Source organism: Streptomyces sp. (assembly GCF_035645055.1).
Classification (GTDB): Bacteria; Actinomycetota; Actinomycetes; order Streptomycetales; family Streptomycetaceae; genus Streptomyces.
On record NZ_DASQNH010000042.1, the window covers coordinates 1 to 22,381 of the forward strand.

Annotated in this window: 26 protein-coding genes; 13 read left to right on the forward strand and 13 right to left on the reverse strand. The window is 71.7% G+C overall.

What is annotated here, in order from left to right:
• Window positions 1–179 precede the first annotated feature (179 nt).
• From VE614_RS13860 to recX, 5 genes are all read left to right on the forward strand, one after another.
• A complete protein-coding gene (locus VE614_RS13860) occupies window positions 180–941 on the forward strand; it encodes an AzlC family ABC transporter permease (protein WP_414719570.1) in 762 nt (253 codons plus the stop codon).
• Between the two features lie 5 nt (window positions 942–946).
• A complete protein-coding gene (locus VE614_RS13865; RefSeq protein ID WP_324926922.1) occupies window positions 947–1,255 on the forward strand; it encodes an AzlD domain-containing protein in 309 nt (102 codons plus the stop codon).
• Between the two features lie 42 nt (window positions 1,256–1,297).
• Complete coding sequence (locus tag VE614_RS13870) at window positions 1,298–1,492, forward strand: DUF3046 domain-containing protein (RefSeq protein ID WP_324926916.1); 195 nt, start codon at window positions 1,298–1,300, stop codon at window positions 1,490–1,492.
• A gap of 236 nt (window positions 1,493–1,728) precedes the next feature.
• The gene (gene recA / locus VE614_RS13875) at window positions 1,729–2,856 is read left to right on the forward strand and encodes a recombinase RecA (protein WP_324936307.1); all 1,128 of its coding nucleotides are present in this window, start codon (window positions 1,729–1,731) and stop codon (window positions 2,854–2,856) included.
• Between the two features lie 4 nt (window positions 2,857–2,860).
• Window positions 2,861–3,628 (forward strand): recombination regulator RecX, encoded by a 768-nt coding sequence (gene recX / locus VE614_RS13880; protein ID WP_324936309.1) that lies wholly within the window; start codon window positions 2,861–2,863, stop codon window positions 3,626–3,628.
• Window positions 3,629–3,862: 234 nt separating this feature from the next.
• On the opposite strand, the gene VE614_RS13885 is transcribed toward recX, so the two are convergent.
• The 8 genes from VE614_RS13885 to VE614_RS13915 form a co-directional block, all read right to left on the reverse strand.
• Window positions 3,863–4,264 carry a rhodanese-like domain-containing protein gene (locus VE614_RS13885; protein WP_324936311.1) on the reverse strand — a complete coding sequence of 134 codons (402 nt, stop codon included), beginning with the start codon at window positions 4,262–4,264 and terminating at the stop codon, window positions 3,863–3,865.
• Window positions 4,261–4,809: a cysteine dioxygenase gene (locus VE614_RS13890; RefSeq protein WP_324936314.1), complete on the reverse strand. Its 549-nt coding sequence runs from the start codon at window positions 4,807–4,809 to the stop codon at window positions 4,261–4,263. Before VE614_RS13890 ends, VE614_RS13885 begins: the two co-directional genes overlap by 4 nt.
• Window positions 4,810–4,886: 77 nt before the next feature.
• Window positions 4,887–5,033: a putative leader peptide gene (locus VE614_RS33635; RefSeq protein ID WP_349256432.1), complete on the reverse strand. Its 147-nt coding sequence runs from the start codon at window positions 5,031–5,033 to the stop codon at window positions 4,887–4,889.
• A gap of 23 nt (window positions 5,034–5,056) precedes the next feature.
• Window positions 5,057–6,709 (reverse strand): FAD-dependent monooxygenase, encoded by a 1,653-nt coding sequence (locus tag VE614_RS13895; protein WP_324936316.1) that lies wholly within the window; start codon window positions 6,707–6,709, stop codon window positions 5,057–5,059.
• A gap of 177 nt (window positions 6,710–6,886) precedes the next feature.
• A complete protein-coding gene (locus VE614_RS13900) occupies window positions 6,887–7,795 on the reverse strand; it encodes an amino acid ABC transporter permease (RefSeq protein ID WP_324936318.1) in 909 nt (302 codons plus the stop codon).
• Window positions 7,792–8,469: an amino acid ABC transporter permease gene (locus VE614_RS13905; protein WP_324936320.1), complete on the reverse strand. Its 678-nt coding sequence runs from the start codon at window positions 8,467–8,469 to the stop codon at window positions 7,792–7,794. The genes VE614_RS13900 and VE614_RS13905 overlap by 4 nt, the downstream gene beginning before the upstream one ends.
• A 114-nt stretch (window positions 8,470–8,583) precedes the next feature.
• The gene (locus VE614_RS13910; protein WP_324936322.1) at window positions 8,584–9,426 is read right to left on the reverse strand and encodes a glutamate ABC transporter substrate-binding protein; all 843 of its coding nucleotides are present in this window, start codon (window positions 9,424–9,426) and stop codon (window positions 8,584–8,586) included.
• 138 nt (window positions 9,427–9,564) lie between these two features.
• Window positions 9,565–10,341: an amino acid ABC transporter ATP-binding protein gene (locus tag VE614_RS13915; protein ID WP_324936324.1), complete on the reverse strand. Its 777-nt coding sequence runs from the start codon at window positions 10,339–10,341 to the stop codon at window positions 9,565–9,567.
• Window positions 10,342–10,628: 287 nt separating this feature from the next.
• Here VE614_RS13915 and VE614_RS13920 point away from each other — a divergent pair, with 287 nt between their 5' ends.
• Window positions 10,629–11,315: a response regulator transcription factor gene (locus VE614_RS13920; protein WP_324936326.1), complete on the forward strand. Its 687-nt coding sequence runs from the start codon at window positions 10,629–10,631 to the stop codon at window positions 11,313–11,315.
• A gap of 9 nt (window positions 11,316–11,324) precedes the next feature.
• A complete protein-coding gene (locus VE614_RS13925) occupies window positions 11,325–12,716 on the forward strand; it encodes a HAMP domain-containing sensor histidine kinase (protein WP_324936328.1) in 1,392 nt (463 codons plus the stop codon).
• 24 nt (window positions 12,717–12,740) lie between these two features.
• On the opposite strand, the gene VE614_RS13930 is transcribed toward VE614_RS13925, so the two are convergent.
• The gene (locus tag VE614_RS13930) at window positions 12,741–13,733 is read right to left on the reverse strand and encodes a TAXI family TRAP transporter solute-binding subunit (RefSeq protein ID WP_324936330.1); all 993 of its coding nucleotides are present in this window, start codon (window positions 13,731–13,733) and stop codon (window positions 12,741–12,743) included.
• Between the two features lie 87 nt (window positions 13,734–13,820).
• Here VE614_RS13930 and VE614_RS13935 point away from each other — a divergent pair, with 87 nt between their 5' ends.
• Window positions 13,821–14,225 carry a MazG nucleotide pyrophosphohydrolase domain-containing protein gene (locus tag VE614_RS13935; RefSeq protein ID WP_324936332.1) on the forward strand — a complete coding sequence of 135 codons (405 nt, stop codon included), beginning with the start codon at window positions 13,821–13,823 and terminating at the stop codon, window positions 14,223–14,225.
• Window positions 14,226–14,259: 34 nt separating this feature from the next.
• Here the strand turns inward: VE614_RS13935 and VE614_RS13940 are convergent, their stop codons facing one another.
• Together VE614_RS13940 and VE614_RS13945 are read right to left on the reverse strand one after the other, a co-directional pair.
• Window positions 14,260–15,489, reverse strand: coding sequence for a cation:proton antiporter (locus tag VE614_RS13940; RefSeq protein WP_324936334.1), 1,230 nt, complete (start codon window positions 15,487–15,489; stop codon window positions 14,260–14,262).
• Between the two features lie 4 nt (window positions 15,490–15,493).
• Window positions 15,494–15,979, reverse strand: coding sequence for a cation:proton antiporter regulatory subunit (locus VE614_RS13945; protein ID WP_324936336.1), 486 nt, complete (start codon window positions 15,977–15,979; stop codon window positions 15,494–15,496).
• A 292-nt stretch (window positions 15,980–16,271) separates the two neighbouring features.
• Between VE614_RS13945 and VE614_RS13950 the strand changes: the two genes are divergently transcribed.
• From VE614_RS13950 to VE614_RS13965, 4 genes are all read left to right on the forward strand, one after another.
• Window positions 16,272–17,225 carry a HAMP domain-containing sensor histidine kinase gene (locus VE614_RS13950; protein ID WP_324936338.1) on the forward strand — a complete coding sequence of 318 codons (954 nt, stop codon included), beginning with the start codon at window positions 16,272–16,274 and terminating at the stop codon, window positions 17,223–17,225.
• Window positions 17,201–17,878, forward strand: a complete 678-nt coding sequence (locus tag VE614_RS13955; RefSeq protein WP_414719571.1) for a response regulator — start codon at window positions 17,201–17,203, stop codon at window positions 17,876–17,878. Before VE614_RS13950 ends, VE614_RS13955 begins: the two co-directional genes overlap by 25 nt.
• 82 nt (window positions 17,879–17,960) lie before the next feature.
• The gene (gene miaB, locus VE614_RS13960; RefSeq protein ID WP_324936340.1) at window positions 17,961–19,478 is read left to right on the forward strand and encodes a tRNA (N6-isopentenyl adenosine(37)-C2)-methylthiotransferase MiaB; all 1,518 of its coding nucleotides are present in this window, start codon (window positions 17,961–17,963) and stop codon (window positions 19,476–19,478) included.
• Window positions 19,479–19,654: 176 nt separating this feature from the next.
• On the forward strand, window positions 19,655–20,368 hold the full coding sequence (locus VE614_RS13965; RefSeq protein ID WP_324936342.1) for a class III extradiol dioxygenase subunit B-like domain-containing protein: 714 nt from the start codon (window positions 19,655–19,657) through the stop codon (window positions 20,366–20,368).
• Between the two features lie 107 nt (window positions 20,369–20,475).
• Here VE614_RS13965 and VE614_RS13970 read toward each other — a convergent pair whose 3' ends face one another.
• Window positions 20,476–20,805 (reverse strand): antitoxin, encoded by a 330-nt coding sequence (locus tag VE614_RS13970; RefSeq protein WP_324936344.1) that lies wholly within the window; start codon window positions 20,803–20,805, stop codon window positions 20,476–20,478.
• Between the two features lie 25 nt (window positions 20,806–20,830).
• On the reverse strand, window positions 20,831–21,154 hold the full coding sequence (locus VE614_RS13975) for a hypothetical protein (RefSeq protein ID WP_324936346.1): 324 nt from the start codon (window positions 21,152–21,154) through the stop codon (window positions 20,831–20,833).
• Between the two features lie 183 nt (window positions 21,155–21,337).
• Between VE614_RS13975 and miaA the strand changes: the two genes are divergently transcribed.
• Window positions 21,338–22,276 carry a tRNA (adenosine(37)-N6)-dimethylallyltransferase MiaA gene (miaA, locus tag VE614_RS13980; RefSeq protein WP_324936348.1) on the forward strand — a complete coding sequence of 313 codons (939 nt, stop codon included), beginning with the start codon at window positions 21,338–21,340 and terminating at the stop codon, window positions 22,274–22,276.
• Window positions 22,277–22,381 lie beyond the last annotated feature (105 nt).

Genomic DNA, 22,381 nt, shown 5'->3' on the forward strand with positions numbered 1-22,381 from the left:
CCGTGGCCGTCGGCGTCACCGACCGGTCGCACCCGGTACGGGACTTCGACCGGATCGCCGGCGCGCCGTCGGCGCCTGCCGCCGCGAACGTGCAAGAACGCACAAGACCGGTCGGAAGGTCTGCGCCTAACATCGCACTCGTGTCAGAACGGAGCCAAACCACTCGGAACGCCCGGGCCGTGGCGAGCGGACCGGCGCCCACCACGACGGACACCGCCGACGGCCCGGACGGCGACACGGACGGCAGCACGCCCGACCGTGCCGTCGTCCGGGACGCGCTGGGGGTCGGCGTCGCCGTCGGCCTCTCCGGCTTCGCCTTCGGGGTGACCTCCGCCGGGGCCGGGCTCAGCCTCGCGCAGACCTGCGCGCTGAGCCTGCTGGTGTTCACCGGGGCCTCGCAGTTCGCGCTCGTCAGCGCGCTCGCCGCGGGCGGCGGCCCGTTCACCGCCGCGGCCGGGGCCCTCTTCCTCGGCGTCCGCAACGCCTTCTACGGGCTGCGGCTGTCCACGCTGCTGCGACTGCCGCGGGCGGTGCGGCCGCTGGCCGCCCAGTGGGTCATCGACGAGACCTCCGTCGTCGCCCTCGCCCAGCACGACAGGCGCGCGGCCCGGATCGGCTTCGCCGTCACCGGTGTCTCCCTCTACCTGCTGTGGAACCTCACCACGCTGCTCGGCGCGCTGGGCGCCGCCGCGCTCGGCGACACCGACGCCTGGGGACTGGACGCGGCCGGCCCGGCCGTCTTCCTGGCGCTGCTCGCCCCCATGCTGCGGACGACGGCGGAGCGCGCCACGGCCGGGCTCGCGGTGCTGCTGGGGCTGGGGCTCCTGCCGGTGCTCCCGGCCGGGGTCCCGGTGCTGGTGGCGGCGCTCGCCGCCCCCGTGGTGCTGCTGGTGCGCGGGCGGCGCCGGAAAGGGGAGGCACGGAAGGAGGGGACAGGGTGAACCCGGTGGACGTGTGGATCGCCGTCGGGGTGACGGCCGCCGGCTGCTACCTCGCCAAGCTGCTGGGGCTGTCGGTGCCGACCGGGGTGCTGGAGCGGCCGCTGGTGCGGCGGCTGGCGGCCCTGCTGCCCGTCGCGCTGCTGGCCGCCCTCACCGCCCAGCAGACCTTCGGCGGCGACGGCGGCGCGCTGGTGGTCGACGCCCGCGCGGCGGGCGTCGCCGCGGCGGCGGTCGCCCTGCTGCTGCGCGCGCCCTTCCTGGTGGTGGTGGCCGCCGCCGTCCTGGTCACCGCGGGGGTACGGGCCCTGGGGTAGGCGCGTCGCCGCCGCGCCGGGCGGTCGGCCGATACTGGGGGCATGCGGCTGACGGTCTTCTGGGAGCGGATGGCGGCCCACTTCGGTGAGGCGTACGCCGACTCCTTCGCGCGTGATCATGTGATGTCCGAACTCGGCGGGCGGACGGTGTACGAGGCCCTGGAAGCGGGGTGGAACGCGAAGGACGTCTGGCGTGCGGTCTGCTCCGCCGTGGACGTCCCCGCCGACCTGAGGTGATCCCGGGCGGCGGGGGACCGGCCGTCCGTGCCGTGCCCACATCCGTACTGACCTGCGGTTTTGTGGTTTTCCACAGGAAACCGGGGCGACTTGACACAGAAATCGAACAGCCATTCTCATAGAGGCCTCACAGAGGAGCCGGACGGTCCGGGAACGGCGTCCGGGCCGATTGTCAGTGGCAGGCGCTAGCGTCTCTTGACGTGAAGCGATCGACTCAAGCAAATCGGGTGGCACCCATGGCAGGAACCGACCGCGAGAAGGCGCTGGACGCCGCGCTCGCACAGATTGAACGGCAGTTCGGCAAGGGCGCCGTGATGCGGCTGGGCGAGCGGCCGACGGAGCCCGTGGAGGTCATCCCCACCGGGTCGACCGCTCTGGACGTCGCCCTGGGCGTGGGCGGTTTCCCGCGCGGCCGGGTGGTGGAGGTCTACGGCCCGGAGTCTTCGGGCAAGACCACCTTGACCCTGCACGCGGTGGCCAACGCCCAGAAGATGGGCGGCACGGTGGCCTTCGTGGACGCCGAGCACGCGCTGGACCCGGAGTACGCCCGGAAGCTGGGCGTGGACGTGGACTCCCTGATCCTGTCCCAGCCGGACAACGGCGAGCAGGCGCTGGAGATCACCGACATGCTGATCCGCTCCGGCGCGCTGGACCTGATCGTGATCGACTCGGTGGCGGCGCTGGTGCCGCGCGCGGAGATCGAGGGCGAGATGGGCGACTCCCACGTGGGCCTGCAGGCCCGGCTGATGAGTCAGGCGCTGCGGAAGATCACCGGTGCGCTCAGCCAGTCCAAGACCACCGCGATCTTCATCAACCAGCTCCGCGAGAAGATCGGCGTGATGTTCGGCTCCCCGGAGACCACGACCGGTGGCCGGGCGCTGAAGTTCTACGCCTCGGTGCGTATCGACATCCGCCGCATCGAGACCCTGAAGGACGGCACGGAGGCGGTCGGCAACCGCACCCGCTGCAAGGTCGTCAAGAACAAGGTCGCGCCGCCCTTCAAGCAGGCCGAGTTCGACATCCTCTACGGCCAGGGCATCAGCCGCGAGGGCGGTCTGATCGACATGGGCGTGGAGCACGGCTTCGTCCGCAAGGCCGGCGCCTGGTACACGTACGAGGGCGACCAGCTCGGCCAGGGCAAGGAGAACGCGCGCAACTTCCTCAGGGACAACCCCGACCTGGCCAACGAGATCGAGAAGAAGATCAAGGAGAAGCTGGGCGTCGGCGTGCGTCCCGAGGAGCCGGCGGCCGAGCCGGGTGCGGACGCCGCGGTCGCCACCGCCACGGACGACGCCGCGAAGTCGGTGCCCGCCCCGGCGGCGGCCAAGACGGCCAAGACCAAGGCCGCGGCCGCCAAGAGCTGAGCCCGTGACACGGCGAACCGACTGGGCCGAGTACGCGTACCCCGGCATCCCGCGGGAACCGGAGCCGGGGAGCGACGGAGAAGGGCACGCTGCCGGACACAGCGACGGCCGGCCGGACGGCGGCCCGTACCCCGGTGCGGGGGCGAACGCGGGCGTCCGGCGCGGCGCGGGCGGCTCACGAGGAGGGCGCCGGCGGCGCGGCTTCCGAGATCCGTCCGCCGAGGACGAGGGCTCCTCTTCCTCGTCGAGGGCCGAGAAGGAGGAGTCCTCAGGGGACCCGGCTGAGCGGGCACGGGCGATCTGCCTGCGCCTGCTCACCGGGACCCCGCGCACCCGCAAGCAACTCGCGGACGCGCTGCGCAAGCGGGAGATCCCGGACGACGTCGCCGAGGAGGTGCTGTCACGGTTCGAGGAGGTCGGCCTGATCGACGACAGCGCCTTCGCGGACGCCTGGGTGGAGTCCCGGCACCACGGCCGCGGCCTGGCCAGACGGGCGCTCGCGCGGGAGTTGCGGACCAAGGGCGTCGACTCCACGCTGATCGACGAGGCGGTCGCCCAGCTCGACGCGGAGCAGGAGGAGGCGACCGCGCGTGAGCTGGTCGCCCGCAAGCTGCGCGCCACCCGCGGCCTGGACCGCGACAAGCGCCTCCGCCGCCTCGCGGGGATGCTCGCCCGCAAGGGCTACTCCGAGGGCCTGGCCCTGCGGATCGTCCGGCAGGCGCTGGAGGAGGAGGGGGAGGACACGGAGTTCCTGGAGGGCGAGGGGTTCTGACGCGTCGGTGCTGGCGCGGACCCGGGCGCGGGCAGGGGCTTGGGCACGGCGTTCGGACGGGACGGGGCCCACGGACACGACGGACCTGGACACGATGGACCTGGACACGGTGGACCTGGACACGGTGGACGCGCGGGGGCGCCCATCGCGTTCAGGGCCGACGGGACCCGCCGTCCCGTCGGCGTTCCCGAGTCCGTCCGTCCCTGACACCCCCTGGGCCCCCGGCAGTCCGCCCTAGACGACGACCGGCAGTCCCGCCGCCCGCCACGCCTGGAACCCGCCCACCAGGTCCGTGGCCCGGTGCAGCCCCAGCCGGTGCAGCGACTCGGCGGCGAGGCTCGACGCGTATCCCTCGTTGCACAGCACCACGACCCGCAGGTCATGGCCGGTGGCCTCGGGCAGCCGGTGACTGCCCCAGGGGTCCAGGCGCCACTCCAGCTCGTTGCGTTCCACGACGAGGGCACCGGGGATCAGACCGTCCCGCTCCCGCAGGGCGGCGTACCGGATGTCGACCAGCAGCGCCTCACCGGACTGCTGGGCGTCGTACGCCTCCCTCGGCTCGATCCGCCGGTAGCGCGCCCGTACGCGCTCCAGCAGCGCGTCGATGCCGACCGGCTCCTCCCGCGTGCCGCTCACTGCCAGTCCTCCGGGCGCTCGACGTGCTCCAGGCGCAGCACCTGGCCGGCGCGGCTGTAGCGGCGGATCCGCGGCAGCGGCGGATAGTAGGCGTGCACGGAGATCGCATGCTCCTCGGTGGACTCGTTCAGCACCTCGTGGACGTGGTGGCGGCCGAAGGCGCGACCCTGACCGGCCGGCAGCCGGCGCTCCTGGTCCACACCCTCGGAGAGTTCGAGGGTCTTCCAGCCGTCGGTGGGCAGCCGCGCCGCGAGCGCGTTCTCCTTCAGCTCACCGCGCGCGGTGAGGAAGGCGCCCACGGAGTCGGCGTGGTCGTGCCAGCCGGTGCCCGTGCCGGGCGGCCAGCCGATCAGCCATGCCTCACTCCCGCCGGGACCCTGGAGCCGTACCCAGGTACGGCCCTCCGGGTCGAGCGGCAGCGAGTCGATCAGTGCCGTGTCGGCGGCCGTACGCCGGGCGAAGTCCAGCAGATCGGCCTGGCTCGGAGCGGGAACGCGCCCCCGGACGGGGGCGGAGAAGGAACGGGAGGAGAAAAGGGCAGACACGTGGACCGTCCTGGTGAGTTCGCGTGAGCGCGCGCGGCAACGCCTCGGCGGCGCGCGGCGGGGAAAGGAAGGCGAGTTCAGCAGGACGGTCGACACACGCAGCCCGCATAACGGACGAGGTCCACATGGACCCTCCGCCACAGGCGCACGCAGGTGTCGGTCACGATCGGGAGTACACCATGCCGGTCTGAGCAGGTCAACTCGCTGTCACCATGCGGACACACGGCGGCAGCCGGACCGGGCGCACTCAGCGTGAGCCCACCCCGGCCTCCGCTTCCTCCTTCGCCTGCGCCGGACCGCCGAGCGTGGCCTCGGCCGCCGCGTAGAGGTCGGCGGGGCGCACTCCGTTCAGCGCCGTGACCAGATGACCGTCGGGCCGCACGAGCAGCACGGTGTGCGCGGCGGCACCCGGGTAGCTCTCCGCGACGAGCAGCTCGGCCGGGTGCGGCAGGGCGGTCACCGCCGCCACGAGCCGGGGCATGATCCCGGCCGTCACCCAGTGCTTGCGCTCCCACACGCCCGTGCCCGGCGCGATCAGCACGACGAGCAGCGCGCCTCGGCCCAGCCGGTCCCGCAGCCGGACGAACGAGCCGTCCTCCGCGGTGACCACGACATCGGTGACCGGCGCACCCGGTGGAGTGCCGACGGGGACCTCGGCCTCGATGTGCCGGGGCGCGAGCGGGGAGTCGGCGTAACCGGCCGGAGCACCGAGCGGCCCGCTGCCCAGGTGCCCGTCGGTGAGCAGCGCGTCATGGCCGCGGGCGGCACCGGGGACGTACGAGCGCAGGCCCTTGCCGCCGCGCAGCAGCGGCAGCGCCTGGTCGGCGGCGCGCAACCGGGCGGCGACGACCGCGCGCCGCTCCGCCTGATAGCTGTCCAGCAGCGCCTCGTGCGGCCCGTGGTGCCAGGCCAGCGCCAGCTTCCAGGCGAGGTTGTCGGCGTCCCGCAGCCCCTCGTCCAGCCCCTGGGTGCCGAGCGCACCGAGCAGGTGCGCCGCGTCCCCCGCGAGGAAGACCCGGCCCACCCGCCAGCGGCGGGCCAGACGGTGGTGGACGATATGGACTCCGGTGTCCAGCAGTTCGTACGAAGGTGACGTTTCTCCCGTCCAGCCGGTCAGGGTCTCCCGGACGCGGGCCAGCAGCAGCTCGGGCGTGACCAGGTCCTTGCCGGGCGGCAGCAGCCAGTCCAGCCGCCAGACGTCGTCCGGGAGCGGGCGCCCGGTCACCTCCCCGGCCGAGGGGCCCGACGACCGCCACGGCGGCATCCGGTGGAGCAACGCCTGATCCGGCCACGGGAGTTCCGTCCGCAGCGCGGCGACGGCGTGACGTTCCACCGCCGTACGGCCCGGGAAGCGGATGTCCAGGAGTTTGCGCACCGTGGAGCGCGGGCCGTCGCAACCGACCAGGTGACTGCCGCGCCACCAGGTGCCCTCGGGGCCGCGGGTGTGCGCGGTGACGCCCGAGGTCTCCTGCTCGACGGTGTCCAGCCGGCTGTCCACGGCGATCTTGACCAGCCGTTCCCGGGCGAGCGCGGCGCGCAGCGCGCCGGTGAGCACATGCTGGGCGACGTGCAGCGGGGGCGTGAGGGGCGCGGGCGCCTGCGGGTCCCCCGGGCCCTCCGCGTCCTCCGGGTCCTCGCCGAAAGTGATCTCCCGCATCACCTGCTTGCGCCGCATCGACCGCCATCCGGCCCAGCGGGCGCCGGCCTCGGCGAGCGGCACACCGGTCAGCCGCTCGATCAGCGCGGCGGTGTCCTCGCGCAGCACGACGGTGCGCGCGAGCCGTGGCTCGTCCTTGCCCGGCCCCTCGTCGAGGACGACGGACGGCACCTCCTGACGCGCCAGCGCCAGGGCGAGCGTGAGCCCGACGGGCCCCGCTCCGACGATGATCACCGGGTCCACGGCGCGGCGCCCCCTGCCCGTGGCGGTGTCCTGAGGGACGTATGTGAACAGGAAGGTGGAGCAGGGTGCACGATCACAGAACGTATGCAACCTATTGCGGGTGCTTGCGTCAAGTGACGAGGGGCAGTGGCGATCATGCCACTGCCCCTCGTGTCACGCGCGGTTATTGACCGACCATCAGACCGTCTTGCCGATGCCCTTCCCGGGCGGGCCACCGACCTCGGCGGCATTGAGGTCATCGACGTCCTCGGCGCCCAGCACCGCACCCGTCGACCGCTTGCTCCGCCGCAGCCTCTGCTCCAGCCAGCTCGCGAAGCTGGTGAGGATGAAGTTGAGGACGATGTAGATGATCGCCACGACGATGAAGCTCGGGACGACGTTCGCGTAGTTGGCCGCGAGCGTGCCGCGCGCGTTCAGCAGCTCGGTGAAGCCGATCATCACGCCGCCCAGCGCGGTGTCCTTCACGATGACGACCAGCTGGGTGACGATCGCCGGGAGCATCGCCGTGACCGCCTGCGGCAGCAGGATGCTGGTCATCGTCTGGGTCTTGCGCAGACCGATCGCCTGGGCCGCCTCGGTCTGCCCCTTGGGCAGCGAGAGGATGCCCGCGCGGACGATCTCGGCGAGGACCGAGGCGTTGTAGAGCACCAGACCGGTGACGACCGCGTACAGGGGCCGGTCGTCACTGGTGACGTCCGTGGAGCGGGCGTAGAACTCGTTGGCGAACAGCATCAGCAGCAGGACCGGGATGGCCCGGAAGAACTCCACCACCGCGCCCGCCGGAATCCGTACCCAGCGGTGGTCGGACATCCGGCAGATACCGAGCACGGCGCCCAGCGGGAGGGCGATGATCATGGCCAGTGCCGCGGCCTTGAGGGTGTCGCCCAGACCGGGCAGCAGATACGTCGTCCAGGCCTCGGACTGGGTGAACGGCTTCCACAGGGCCCACGCCAGCTGGCCCTTGTCGTCCATCACCGTGTAGATCCACCACAGCAGGAAGGCCAGCAGGACGAGGAAGACGACCGAGAAGATGATGTTGCGCCGCTTGGCCCGGGGGCCGGGAGCGTCGTAGAGAACCGAGGTCACCGCTTCACCGCCAGTCGCTTGCTCAGCCAGCCGAGGAACAGGCCGGTGGGCAGGGTCAGTACCACGAAACCGAAGGCGAAGACCGCGCCGATGAGCACCGTCTGAGCCTCGTTCTCGATCATTTCCTTCATCAGCAGCGCGGCCTCCGCCACACCGATGGTCGCCGCCACCGTCGTGTTCTTCGTCAGCGCGATCAGCACGTTGGCGAGCGGGCCGATGACCGAACGGAACGCCTGCGGCAGCACGATCAGCCGCAGCACCTGACTGAAGCTCAGACCGAGGGCACGGGCCGCCTCCGCCTGCCCGACCGGCACCGTGTTGATGCCGGAGCGCAGCGCCTCGCAGACGAACGCCGCGGTGTACGCGACGAGGCCGAGCACCGCGAGGCGGAAGCCCTGGACCTTCAGGTCGTCGGGCGCGCCCATGGTCATGCCGAAGATGTCGGCGAGACCGAGCGAGGTGAAGACGATGATGACGGTGAGCGGGATGTTCCGGACGATGTTCACATAGGCGGTTCCGAACCCCCGCATCAGCGGCACCGGGCTGACCCGCATCGCCGCCAGCAGGGTGCCCCAGACCAGGGAGCCGACGGCCGAGAACACGGTGAGCTGCACCGTCACCCAGAAGGCACCCAACAAGGTTGGATCGTCATAGTCAGAAATGAAGTCGAACACGATCTCCCGCGCTTCCGGGTGTGTGGCGTACGTGGCGGACGCGGCGTGCCGCCGCCCTGATCGCAGCGGACGGCGGCACGCCTCAGAAACCCCGCGTTACTGGACTGGCCTGGCTTACTTGACGATGTTGCCGATCTTGGGGGCCGACTCGTGCTTGTAGTTGGCCGGGCCGAAGTTCTCCTTGACCGCCTTGTCCCAGGACTTGTCGGCGACCATCTTCTCCAGCGCGTCGTTGATCTTGTTCACGGTCTCGGTGTCGCCCTTCTTGACGCCGATGCCGTAGTTCTCGTTGCTGAGCTTCAGGCCGACGAGCTTGAACTGGCCCTGGTACTGCTTCTGCGCGGCGAAGCCGGCGAGGATCGAGTCGTCCGTCGTCAGCGCGTCCATGGCGCCGCTCTGCACGGCGGCGAGGCACTCCGAGTAGGTGCCGACCTCCTTGAGCTGAGCGTCCGGGGCGAAGTCGTCCTTGACGTTCTGCGCCGACGTCGAGCCGGCGACCGAGCAGAGCTTCTTGTCGTTGAGGTCGGTGGCCTCGGTGATGTCCGAGCCCTTCTTCACCAGCAGGTCCTGGTGGGCCAGCAGGTACGGACCCGCGAAGTCGACCTTCTCCTTGCGCTCGTCGGTGATGGAGTAGGTCGCGGCGATGAACTTCACGTCACCGCGGGCCAGCGCGTTCTCACGGTCGGCGCTCTTGGTCTCGACCCACTCGATCTGGTCGGGCTCGTAGCCGAGCTCCTTGGCCACGTACGTCGCCACGTCGACGTCGAAGCCGGAGAAGGAACCGCCGGGCTCCTTCAGACCGAGACCGGGCTGGTCGTACTTGATGCCGATCTTGATCTTGTCGCCGCCACCGGAACCCGAGCCGCTGTCCTTGTCCCCGTCGCCGCCGCAGGCGGTCGCGGTGATCGACAGGACGAGCGCGGCCGCGGCCGCTGCGGTGACCTTGCGGAGCTTCATGGTGACATCCTTTGCGTGGTGAAGGGGACGCGGGCCGTCCGGTGCGGGGTGACGCGGCCGTCCGGTGCGGTGGTACCGGTGGTGCGGGCCGTCCGGTGCGGGGGTGACGCTGCTCGCCGCGCGGGCGGCGAGGCCGGGTCAGTGGTGCAGGATCTTCGACAGGAAGTCCTTGGCACGGTCGCTGCGCGGGTTGCTGAAGAACTGGTCGGGCGCAGCCTCCTCGACGATGCGGCCGTCCGCCATGAAGACCACGCGGTTTGCGGCCGATCGTGCGAAGCCCATCTCGTGGGTCACCACGATCATGGTCATGCCCTCACGGGCGAGCTGCTGCATGACCTCGAGGACCTCGTTGATCATCTCCGGGTCGAGCGCCGACGTCGGCTCGTCGAAGAGCATGACCTTGGGGTCCATGGCGAGGGCCCGCGCGATGGCGACACGCTGCTGCTGGCCGCCGGAGAGCTGCGCGGGGTACTTGTCCGCCTGGGATGCCACGCCGACCCGGTCCAGCAGGGCGCGCGCCTTCTCCTCGGCCTTCTTCCTGTCCGCCTTGCGGACCTTCATCTGGCCGAGCATCACGTTCTCGAGCACGGTCTTGTGCGCGAAGAGATTGAAGGACTGGAACACCATCCCGACGTCGGCCCGCAGCCGGGCCAGCTCCTTGCCCTCCTGGGGCAGCGGCTTTCCGTCGATCGTGATCGTGCCGGAATCGATCGTCTCCAGCCGGTTGATGGTGCGGCACAGGGTGGACTTCCCGGACCCGGAGGGCCCGATGACCACGACGACTTCGCCGCGGGCGATCGTCAGATCGATGTCCTGGAGTACGTGCAACGCGCCGAAGTGCTTGTTGACGCTCTTCAGGACGACCAGTTCGCCGGGCGCGGCCACGTCTTCCTTGGCCACCGATACTTCGGTCATCGCTTGCTGGCTCCGTCCTCCTCGGGTTTCGGAGGACACTAATAACCCTACGCGACCTGCGTCATTACATCTGAGGGGAATCTGAGCATCACGATCCGATAGCAATCGGACACCTGTCGTAGCACTTGTGACCTGGGAGCGTCTCGGCCGGATAACTTCGGGAGCCCGGCAACCGGAACCCTCTTGACGCCGTCGTCATCCATCAGCGTGACTGCCATGGTGCACGCGCGCGTGCACGCGATTACAGCCAGCGCATCCAACCAGCCGATGAACCGAAGGGGGCCGGGATGAGACTGCTCCTCGTCGAGGACGACAACCATGTCGCCACCGCTCTGTCCGCGGTCCTGGCGCGGCACGGCTTCGACGTCACCCACGCGCGCAGCGGCGAGGAGGCCCTGCAGGCCCTCGTGCCCGAGGGCGCCGGCTTCGGTGTCGTCCTGCTCGACCTCGGGCTGCCCGACCAGGACGGGTACGAGGTGTGCAGCAAGATCCGCAAGCGCACCGGCACCCCGGTGATCATGGTCACCGCGCGGTCCGACGTGCGCTCCCGCATCCACGGCCTCAACCTCGGGGCCGACGACTACGTGGTCAAGCCGTACGACACCGGGGAACTGCTCGCCCGGATCCACGCGGTCAGCCGGCGCTCGGTCCACGAGGACGCCACCGGCCCCGTCGAGACCGCCCTCCACCTGGGGCCCGTCCGGATCGACCTGCCCACGCGCCAGGTCAGCGTCGACGGTTCGGTCGTCCAGCTGACCCGCAAGGAGTTCGATCTCCTCGCCCTCCTGGCGCAACGCCCGGGCGTGGTCTTCCGGCGGGAGCAGATCATCAGCGAGGTCTGGCGCACCAGCTGGGAAGGGACCGGGCGCACCCTGGAGGTGCATGTCGCGTCCCTGCGGGCCAAGCTGCGCATGCCGGCGCTCATCGAGACCGTGCGCGGCGTCGGTTACCGGCTCGTCGCCCCGGGCACGTAGCGGGGCAGGGTGCGCACACGTCTTCTGCCCCTGCTCATCGTCCTGATGGCGGCCGTGCTGCTGGCGCTGGGCCTCCCGCTCGCCGTCAGCCTCGCCGCGGCCCAGCAGCAGAAGGTGGTCGTCGACCGGATCGACGACACCGCGCGGTTCGCGGCCCTCGCGCAGTTCGTCACCGCCACGCCCACGGTCAAGGACGAGCGTCGCGACACGCTGAAGCGCGAGCTGATCAGTTACTACAAGGTCTACGGCATTCGTGCCGGCGTCTTCTACCGCAACAGCACCCCGATGGCTCATGCGCCGGACGACTGGCTGCTCCCCCGATCGGGTGAGGTGCGGGCGGCGTTCGACGAGGCGTTCCTCAGCCGCCGCAGCCACGACCCGAAGCAGGTGTGGCCCTGGGAGCGGCACCGCCTGGTCGTCGCCTCGCCGGTGATCCGGGACGGCGATGTCGTGGCGGTGGTCGTCACCGACTCGCCCACCGGCCAGATGCGCTCCCGGATCCTGCGCGGCTGGCTGGTCATCGCCGCGGGGGAGACCGCCGCGATGCTGCTGGCCGTGGGCGCCGCGCTGCGGCTGACCGGCTGGGTGCTCAAGCCCGTACGCGTGCTGGACGCCACCACGCACGACATCGCCACCGGACGGCTGAAGTCCCGGGTGGCGGTGGCGAGCGGGCCGCCGGAGCTGCGCCGGCTGGCCCGGTCCTTCAACGAGATGGCGGACAACGTCGAGGACGTCCTGGAACAGCAGCGCGCCTTCGTCGCCGACGCCTCCCACCAGCTGCGCAACCCGCTCGCCGCGCTGCTGCTGCGGATCGAGCTGCTGGCCCTGGAGCTGCCCGAGGGCAACGCGGAGATCGCCTCCGTGCAGGCCGAGGGCAGACGCCTCGCCCAGGTGCTCGACGATCTGCTCGGCCTGGCGCTCGCCGAGCACGCCGAGGCCGACCTGGAACTCACCGACATCGGCGCGCTCACCGCCGAGAGGGTCGCGGCCTGGGCGGCCACCGCCGAGGCCAACGGCGTACGGCTGGAGGCCGACTGCCCGCCCACCACGGCCTGGGCGGACGCGGTCACCCTGTCCAGCGCGCTGGACGCGGTGATCGACAACGCGCTGAAGTTCACCCCTGCCGGCGAGCGCGTGGAGGTGAGCGTGGCGTCCAACGGCGACACCTCGACCGTCGTGGTCGCGGACCACGGGCCGGGTCTCACCGATGAGGAACTGACCCGTGTGGGTGACCGTTTCTGGCGCAGCGGCCGTCACCAGAACGTCAAGGGCTCCGGCCTCGGCCTGTCCATCACCCGGGCGCTGCTCGCCTCGGCGGGCGGCTCCATCACGTACGACCATCACGAGCCGCACGGCCTGAAGGTGACGCTCAGGGTGCCGCGGAGCGGGCCTGCGGCGTGAGCAGCCCCAAAGGCCGTGGCGGCGTCACGGCTTCACCGAGCGGTAGTAGCGCCGGGCGCCCTCGTGCAGGGTCAGCGGGTCGGTGTAGATCGCGGTGCGAAGGTCGACCAGCTGGGCGGAGTGGACGTGGGCGCCGATGCGGTCGCGGCTCCTGATGACGGTCCGGGTCAGCCACTCGGTCAGCTCGGGATCCATGTCCTTGCGGGTGATCAGCAGGTTGGAGACCGCGATCGTCGGGACGGGCTCGCCCTTCTGGATCGTCGGGTAGGCCGACTCGGGCATGCTGGTGGCGCGGTAGTAGCGCGTGGCGGCGCGCTCCTTGTGCAGTGTGGCGACCAGACCGGTACTGATCGGGATGAACCGGAACGAATCGGTCTCGGTGAGCTTTCGTAGACCGTCCGTCGGCAGCCCACCCGACCAGAAGAAGGCGTCCAGCTTCTTCCCCAGCTGCTTCGGCCCGGTGTCGATGCCGTCCGAGTACGGCGTGATGTCGTGCTCCGGGTCGAGGCCGGCCGCCCTGAGCACCCGGGTGGCGATCAGCCGCACCCCGGAATCGGGCAGTCCTATGGCCACCCGCTTGCCCCGCAGGTCGGCGACGGACCGGATCTCCGAGTTCGGCGGGACCACGAGCTGCACATAGTCGTCGTACAGACGAGCGACCCCGCGCAGCCGGTCGGCGCCCTCACCGCCGAGCTTGTACGTCTCGACCGCGTCGGCGGCGGCGATGGTGAAGTCCGCCTTCCCGGTGGCCACGCGCGCGACGTTCTCCTGTGAGCCCGCGCTGGTGAGCAGTTCCACCTCGAGGTCCGGCATGTCCTTGGCCAGCTCCTTGCGCAGCCGGTCCCCGTACTCGTAGTAGACCCCCGCGCGCGTGCCGGTGCTGAACGTGATCGTCCCGCCCGGAGGCTCCTCCTCCAAGGGCAGCAGCCACCACAGCAGCAGCCCGAGAGCCACGACACCGGCGGCCGCGCTCTGCAGGGCCCGGCGTCGGCCGATGCGGGGGAGCAGCTTGGACATGCGCGAGATCCTGCCAGCCCGTGGGCCCACCTGACCAGGGCCGGAATCACAGCGGGGACTGTCAGAGGCGGCCGATACAGTCGGCGTATGAGTTCATCGCCCGCCGACCTGGTCCGCGAATTCCACCTCGCCTTCGGTCTCGACGCCCGCAGCGCGCCGACCGAGGTCCCGACGGAGCTGGCCGCGCACAGAGGCGAGCTGCTGGCGGAGGAGGCCGCGGAGGTCGCCGAGGTCTCGGTCGACGGCCCGCTGGACCGGCTCGCGCACGAGCTGGCCGATGTGGTCTACGTGGCGTACGGCACCGCCCTCGTCCACGGCATCGACCTGGACCAGGTGATCGCCGAGATCCACCGCTCCAACATGACCAAGCTGGGCCCCGACGGCACGGTCTCCCGCAGAGCCGACGGCAAGGTCCTCAAGGGCGAGCACTACGAGGCGCCGGACGTGTCGGCGGTGCTCCGGCGCCAGGGGTGGCGGGCGGAGTCCTCCTGAGGTTTCCGCCCAGGAGGACTCGAGCGGCTTCTCCTCAGTCGCCCACCGGCGTCTGCGCCCGCTGCTCCTCCCCGGGGCGTACGGGATGCGCGGCCTGCGCGCGGGCGGCGGACCGGCGGGTCCACCACATCGCCAGCGGCTCGGTGTACCGCGCGGTGAGCGGGCCGAGGACGACCAGGAGCAGGACGTAGGCGGTGGCCAGCGGGCCCAGGGCCGGTTCGATGCCCGCGGTGACCGCCAGGCCGGCGATGACGATGGAGAACTCGCCGCGGGCCACCAGCGCCCCGCCCGTCCGCCAGCGGCCCTTGACGGAGATTCCGGCCCGGCGTGCCGCCCAGTAGCCGGTGGCGATCTTCGTCACGGCGGTGACGACGGCGAGGACGAGGGCGGGCAGCAGCACCGGAGGGATGCTCGCCGGGTCCGTGTGCAGGCCGAAGAAGACGAAGAACACCGCGGCGAACAGGTCCCTGAGCGGGCTGAGCAGGGTGTGCGCACCCTCCGCGACCTCCCCGGACAGTGCGATGCCCACCAGGAAGGCGCCCACCGCCGCGGACACCTGGAGCTGCTGCGCGACACCGGCGACCAGGATCGTCAGGCCGAGCACGACGAGCAGCAGCTTCTCCGGGTCGTCGCTGGAGACGAACCGGGAGATGACCCGGCCGTAGCGCACGGCCGCGAAGAGCACCAGTCCCGCGACGCCCAGCGCGATCGCCAGCGTGACGCTCCCCGCCGCCAGACTCACCCCGGCGACCAGCGCGGTGACGATCGGCAGGTACACGGCCATCGCCAGGTCCTCCAGGACCAGCACGCTCAGGATCACCGGGGTCTCCCGGTTGCCGATCCGGCCCAGTTCGCCGAGCACCTTGGCGATGACCCCGGAGGAGGAGATCCAGGTGACGCCGGCCAGGACGACGGCGGCGACGGGACCCCAGCCGAGCAGCAGCGCGGCGGCCGCGCCCGGCAGGGCGTTGAGCGCGCAGTCGACCAGCCCGGCCGGGTAGTGCGCCTTGAGATTGGAGACGAGATCGCTCGCCGTGTACTCCAGGCCGAGCATCAGCAGCAGCAGGATGACACCGATCTCGGCGCCCGTGGCGATGAACTCCTCGCTCGCGCCGAGCGGCAGCAGACCGCCCGTGCCGAAGGCCAGACCGGCCAGCAGATACAGCGGGATGGCGGAGATGCCGAACCGCCCGGCGATCCGGCCCAGCAGGCCCAGGCCGAGGATGATGGAACCGAACTCGATCAGGAGGACCGCGGAGTGCACCCGTTCACTCCCGCCCGAGTGTCGCGGCAGCGGCGTCGACGCCCTCCCGGGTGCCGATGACGATCAGGATGTCCCCGCCCGCGAGCCGGAAGTCGGGCGCGGGGGACGGGATCGCCTCGGCCCGCCGCAGCACCGCCACGACGGAGGCGCCGGTCTCGGTCCGCATCCGGGTGTCGCCGAGCAGCCGCCCGTTCCAGTGCGAGGTCGCGCCCACCTCGATCCGCTCGGCCACCAGACCCAGGTCGGTGGTGTACAGCAGGCTCGTGCTGTGGTGCGACGGCATCAGGGCGTCGATCAGCGCGCCCGCCTCGGCGCCGGTCAGCCGCAGGGACTGGGCGCACGAGTCGGGGTCGTCCGCGCGGTACACCCCGACCGTGCGGGTGCCGTCGCGGTGGGCCACGACGGACAGGTGGCGCTGTTCGCGCGTGACGAGGTCGTACTGGACCCCGATACCCGGCAGCGGCGTCGCCTTCAGGCGTGGTGCGGACACGTTTCTTCCCTTTGTTCGCCTTGCTCTTCCCCATGGGCCGGGACCCCCGATCGGTGCGGGAGACTCCGGCCGTCGCCATGTTGTCAGCCGCCCGTACGGTGACGGCATGGGTGTTGTCACGGATATACGCGGGCGGCGGGCGGCGGCGAAGCGGGAGGGGGCGCGGTCGTGCCTGCGGACCGGGGAGGCCGGAGCAGCCGGAGAGGTGCGACAGGCCGGAGCAGCCGTGGGAGCCGGAGAGGCCGGAGCAGCCGTAGGGGCCGGAGACGCCGGAGGGAGCGGAGTCGGAAGCGTGTCGCTGTTCTGGCGGATCTTCTCGCTCAACTCCGTGGGCCTGGTCGCGGCAGCCGCGCTGCTGCTGGGCCCGGTCACCGTGTCGACCCCCGTGCTGCCCGGCGAGGCGCTGGTCGTGCTGGCCGGACTCGCGGCGCTGCTCACCGCCAACGCGGCCGTGCTGCGCATCGGGCTCGCTCCCTTGCAGCGGCTGGGGCGGGCCATGGCGGCCGTGGACCTGCTGCGGCCGGGGACCCGCGCGGTCGTCGCCGGTCCCCCGGAGACCGCCGAGCTGATCACGACGTACAACACCATGCTCGACCGCCTGGAGACCGAACGCGCGGCCAGCGCGGGCCGGGCACTCCTCGCGCAGGAGCGCGAACGGCATCGCGTCGCGCGGGAACTGCACGACGAGGTCGGCCAGACCCTCACCGCCGTGCTGCTCCAGCTCAAGCAGGTCGCCGACCAGGCACCCGAGGGACTGCGCCAGGAGCTTGGCCAGACCCAGGAGGCCACCCGCGCGGGGCTGGACGAGATCCGCCGGATAGCGCGTCGGCTGCGCCCGGGCGTGCTGGAGGAGCTGGGCCTCGCCAGTGCCCTGCGCTCGCTCGCCGGCGAGTTCACCGCCCACGGGCTGACCGTGCGGCACGAGGTGCGCGGCGAACTGCCCCCGCTCACCGCGGAGACCGAACTCGTGATCTACCGGGTGGCGCAGGAAGGGCTCACCAACACCGCGCGACACTCCGGCGCCGGTCGCGCGGAACTCCGCCTCGGCCCCGTCCCCGGCGGTGTCGAACTGCTCGTCCGCGACAACGGCAAGGGCCTGGGCGCGCGGGCGCGGGAGGGCGCGGGCATCGCCGGCATCCGGGAGCGGGCGCTGCTCATCGGGGCGGAGCTGGGCCTCGGGCCGGGCCCCGGCGGAGGCACGGACATACGGATGCGGATCCCGTGCGCACGGCGGGGGTCCCGGTGACGGCCCCCGTCCGCGTCCTGCTCGCCGACGATCACACGCTCGTCCGCCGAGGGGTGCGCCTGATCCTGGACGGCGAGCCGGACCTGACCGTCGTCGCCGAGGCCGGCGACGGCGCCGAGGCGGTCGCACGCGCGCGTGCGGGCGATGTCGACCTGGCGGTCCTGGACGTCGCCATGCCGCGCATGACGGGTCTGCAGGCGGCCCGTGAGCTGTCCCGGCGGCTGCCCGGGCTGCGCATCCTCATCCTCACGATGTACGACAACGAGCAGTACTTCTTCGAGGCGCTGAAGGCCGGTGCCTGCGGCTACGTTCTCAAGTCCGTGGCCGACCGCGACCTGGTCGAGGCGTGCCGCGCGGCCATGCGCGACGAGCCGTTCGTCTACCCGGGCGCCGAGCGGGCCCTGGTCCGGGCCTACCTGGACCGGCTCCACCGCGGCGACGGCCGCCTGCCGGAACGGGCCGTCACCGAGCGCGAGGAGGAGATCCTGAAGCTGGTCGCCGAGGGCCACACGTCGAAGGAGATCGCCGAGCTGCTGTTCATCAGCGCCAAGACGGTCGAACGGCACCGCGCCAACCTGCTGCACAAGCTCGGTCTGCGTGACCGCCTGGAACTGACCCGGTACGCGATACGCGCCGGCCTGATCGAACCGTGAGCCGATCGGGTGACCGAGATCGCGCCGTCCGGTTGTCCACAGGCGGCCCGAGCCACTTCCGCAGACCGCCTACCCTTGTCCCATGAGCAGCATCGACCAGAGCCGGACCATGGGCGTCCGCACATACGAGGTACGCACCTACGGGTGCCAGATGAACGTCCATGATTCCGAGCGGCTGGCCGGTCTGCTGGAGGACGCGGGCTATGTGCGCGCGCCCGAGGGCTCCGACGGCGACGCGGATGTCGTCGTCTTCAACACCTGCGCCGTCCGGGAGAACGCCGACAACCGGCTGTACGGCAACCTCGGCCACCTCGCCCCGAAGAAGGCCAAGCGGCCCGGGATGCAGATCGCGGTCGGCGGCTGTCTCGCCCAGAAGGACCGCGACACCATCGTGAAGAAGGCGCCCTGGGTGGACGTCGTCTTCGGCACGCACAACATCGGCAAGCTGCCGGTCCTGCTGGAACGCGCGCGCGTGCAGGAGGAGGCACAGGTCGAGATCGCCGAGTCGCTGGAGGCGTTCCCCTCCACGCTGCCGACCCGGCGGGAGAGCGCGTACGCCGCCTGGGTGTCGATCTCCGTCGGCTGCAACAACACCTGCACCTTCTGCATCGTCCCGGCGCTGCGCGGCAAGGAGAAGGACCGCCGCCCCGGCGACATCCTCGCCGAGGTCGAGGCCCTGGTCGCCGAGGGCGTCTCCGAGATCACGCTGCTCGGCCAGAACGTCAACGCCTACGGCTCCGACATCGGCGACCGCGAGGCGTTCAGCAAGCTGCTGCGGGCCTGCGGCACGATCGAGGGCCTGGAGCGGGTGCGCTTCACCTCCCCGCACCCGCGCGACTTCACCGACGACGTCATCGCCGCCATGGCCGAGACGCCGAACGTCATGCCCCAGCTCCACATGCCGCTCCAGTCCGGCTCGGACACCGTCCTGAAGGCGATGCGCCGCTCCTACCGCCAGGAGCGCTACCTCGGCATCATCGAGAAGGTCCGCGCGGCCATCCCGCACGCGGCCATCACCACCGACATCATCGTGGGCTTCCCCGGGGAGACCGAGGAGGACTTCGAGCAGACCCTGCACGTGGTGCGCGAGGCCCGCTTCGCCCAGGCGTTCACCTTCCAGTACTCCAAGCGCCCGGGCACCCCGGCCGCCGAGATGGAGAACCAGATCCCCAAGGAGGTCGTCCAGGCGCGCTACGAGCGGCTGGTCGCTCTCCAGGAGGAGATCTCCTGGGAGGAGAACAAGAAGCAGGTCGGCCGCACCCTGGAGCTGATGGTCGCCGAGGGCGAGGGCCGCAAGGACGGCGCGACCCACCGCCTGTCCGGCCGTGCCCCCGACAACCGCCTCGTCCACTTCACCAAGCCGGAGCAGGAGGTGCGCCCCGGCGACGTGGTCACCGTCGAGGTCACCTACGCCGCCCCGCACCACCTCCTCGCCGAGGGCGCCGTCCTCGCTGTGCGCCGCACGCGCGCGGGCGACGCCTGGGAGAAGCGCAACGCCGCCGAGGCAGCCAAGCCGGCCGGCGTGATGCTGGGCCTGCCGAAGATCGGCGTGCCGCAGCCTCTGCCGGTCGCCACGGGAAGCGGCTGCGGCTGCGACTGAGGAAGCGCGGGGGGACTCGACGGGGCGGGAGCCCGAGAACTCACGGAGCCGGCGGCAGCGATGGGCTCTCGCCGGAACGCAGGCAGCGCCGGGCTCTCGCGGGGGCGCAGGGCAGCGCCGGGCTCTCGCCGGGGCGCGGCGCGCTGTGCGACCCGACGGGGGTTACCCTGCCGATCATGCTTGTCGCCGCCGCTGTCTGCCCGTGTCCGCCCCTCCTGGTGCCCGTGGTCGCCGCGGGTGCCGCGCCCGAACTGGACGCCGCGCGTGCCGCCTGCACGGACGCCCTCGGGGTGCTCGCCGCCGCCCGGCCGGACCGGCTGGTGGTCGTCGGGCCCGCCGACGACGGCGGATCCGGGCCGTACCCGGAGGGCACGCCGGGCTCCTTCCGCGGCTTCGGGGTCGATCTCGGCGTCCGCCTGGGCTGCGAGCAGGCCACCGAGGAAGCGCGCGCACTGCCGCCGTCGCTGGCGGTCGCCGCGTGGCTGCTGGAACGCACCGGATGGTCGGATGCCCCGATCGAGGGAATGGGTGTGGCGGAACCACTCGGCGTCGAGCGGTGTACCGAAGTCGGACGGGACATCGCCGGACGGGCCGGGCGGGTCGCGATGCTGGTGATGGGCGACGCCAGCGCGTGCCGGACGGTGAAGGCCCCGGGCTATCTGGACGAGCGGGCGGAGCCCTTCGACGCGGAGGTCGCGCGTGCGCTGGGGGCGGCCGACGTCGCGGCGCTCCGGGCGCTCGACAGCGGGCTGGCCCGGGAACTGAAGGTGTCGGGGCGCGCGCCGTGGCAGGTGCTCGCGGGCGCCGCGCAGGACGCGGGGCTCAGCGGCACGCTGCTGTACGAGGACGCGCCGTACGGGGTGGGGTATGTGGTGGCGGCCTGGTCGTAACGCCGCCTGAGCCCCAGATGCGCAACGGCGGACGGCCGGGAGCCCGCTGCTCCACGGCCGTCCGCCGTACGCGTTGTCCCGCGTTGTCCTGCGGTGTCGACTGCCGCTCAGGAAGCCGGTGGGGGCGTGCCTGGCGGGGTGCTCGGCGGGGTGCCCGGCGGCGTGGTCGGCGGGGTGCTCGGCGGCGTGGTCGGCGGGGTGCCGATGGTGCCTCCCGGGCCGGTGCCGTCCTTGTGGGCGAGCCGGTCCATCGCGCCCTTGGCCTTTCCGGAGCCCGACTGGATCTTGTCGCTGTACTTGCCCTTGGTGCGCTCGTCGACGACCTTGGCGGCACGGTCGATCCCGTGCTGGATCTTGTCCCCGTGCTGCTGTGCGAGGCCGGAGACCTTGTCCTTGGCCGGGGCGAGCTTGGCCTTCACATTGTCGAAGAGACCCATGGGTTCACCTTCCCTCGCGGGCAGTCTATGTGCGGGCGCCCTTGTCGGCCTCGCTGTCGGCCGCTTCCACGGCGGACTGCTGCTTGGGGATCCCGACGGCGTCGGACGAACCGGCCTCCCCGGTCTCCGCCGTGGGCGTACCCGTGCCCGAATCCGTGCCCGAATCGGTGCCCGCCGTGGTCTCCGTCGTCGTCTCCGTGGAGGAGTCGGTTCCGGCGTCGGCCGATCCCTTGGCTTCCGCAGCCTCGTTCGCCTCGGAGCCGGCCGACGACGTGTCGGCCCGTGCCTCGGCGGTCGAGGCCTCCTCGGTAGCCTTCGACCTCCGAAGAAGTCGCGCAAAAACGCCCATATCCACTCCATACGTTACTCGTGCGGGCGAAATCCCGCGTCACCCGGTGCGTCCGTTTGCGTCGCCCGGGTCACCGCCCCTGCCGATCGGCGGCAAGAACCTCGCAACGGGCAACGACCCCCGGTTGCGGGGCGTCACGTAACTCGTTCGAGGCCAGGGTGCGAGGTTTGCGAGACTGGTGCGGTGAGCAGCGCAGCCCCCGCCCCCCGTGTCATCGCCGTCGTCGGTCCCACCGCGGCCGGAAAGTCTGATTTGGGCGTATTTCTCGCCCGGCGACTCGGCGGGGAGGTCGTCAACGCGGACTCCATGCAGCTCTACCGGGGGATGGACATCGGCACCGCCAAGCTGACGCCCGAGGAGCGCGGTGGCGTCCCGCATCACCTCCTGGACGTCTGGGACGTGACCGTCACGGCCTCCGTCGCCGAGTACCAGCGCCTCGCCCGGGAGCGGATCGACGCCCTGCTCGCCGAAGGGCGCTGGCCGATCCTGGTCGGCGGCTCCGGTCTGTACGTCCGTGGGGCCGTCGACAACCTGGAGTTCCCCGGCACCGATCCCGAGGTCCGGGCCCGCCTGGAGGGCGAGCTGGTGCTGCGCGGCTCCGGTGCCCTGCACGCCCGTCTCGCCGCCGCCGACCCCGAGGCCGCGCGGGCGATCCTGCCGAGCAACGGCCGCCGTATCGTCCGGGCCCTGGAAGTGATCGAGATCACCGGTCGGCCGTTCACCGCCAACCTCCCCGGCCATGACTCGGTCTACGACACCGTGCAGATCGGCATCGATGTGGCCCGGCCGGAGCTGGACGAGCGCATCGCGCGCCGGGTCGACCGGATGTGGGAGGCCGGGCTGGTCGAGGAAGTGCGCGCACTGGAGACGCAGGGGTTGCGCGAGGGGCGTACGGCGTCGCGCGCGCTCGGCTACCAGCAGGTGCTCGCCGCGCTGGCCGGCGAGTGCACGCTCGACGAGGCGCGGGCCGAAACCATCCGCGCCACCAAGCGCTTCGCGCGCCGTCAGGATTCGTGGTTCAGGCGCGACCCCCGGGTGCATTGGCTCAGTGGGGCCGCGGCGGACATCGGGGAACTTCCGCAGCTGGCCCTGGCGTTGGTCGAACGACCGGTTACAGCCTGATCACGTCATGGCATCGGGACGCTCCGGCCGTCATCGGGGCCTCCGGCGCCGTGCCATCATCGAGCTTCGATCGACCGAGTGAAGTCCTAGTTGGGAGGGCGCGTG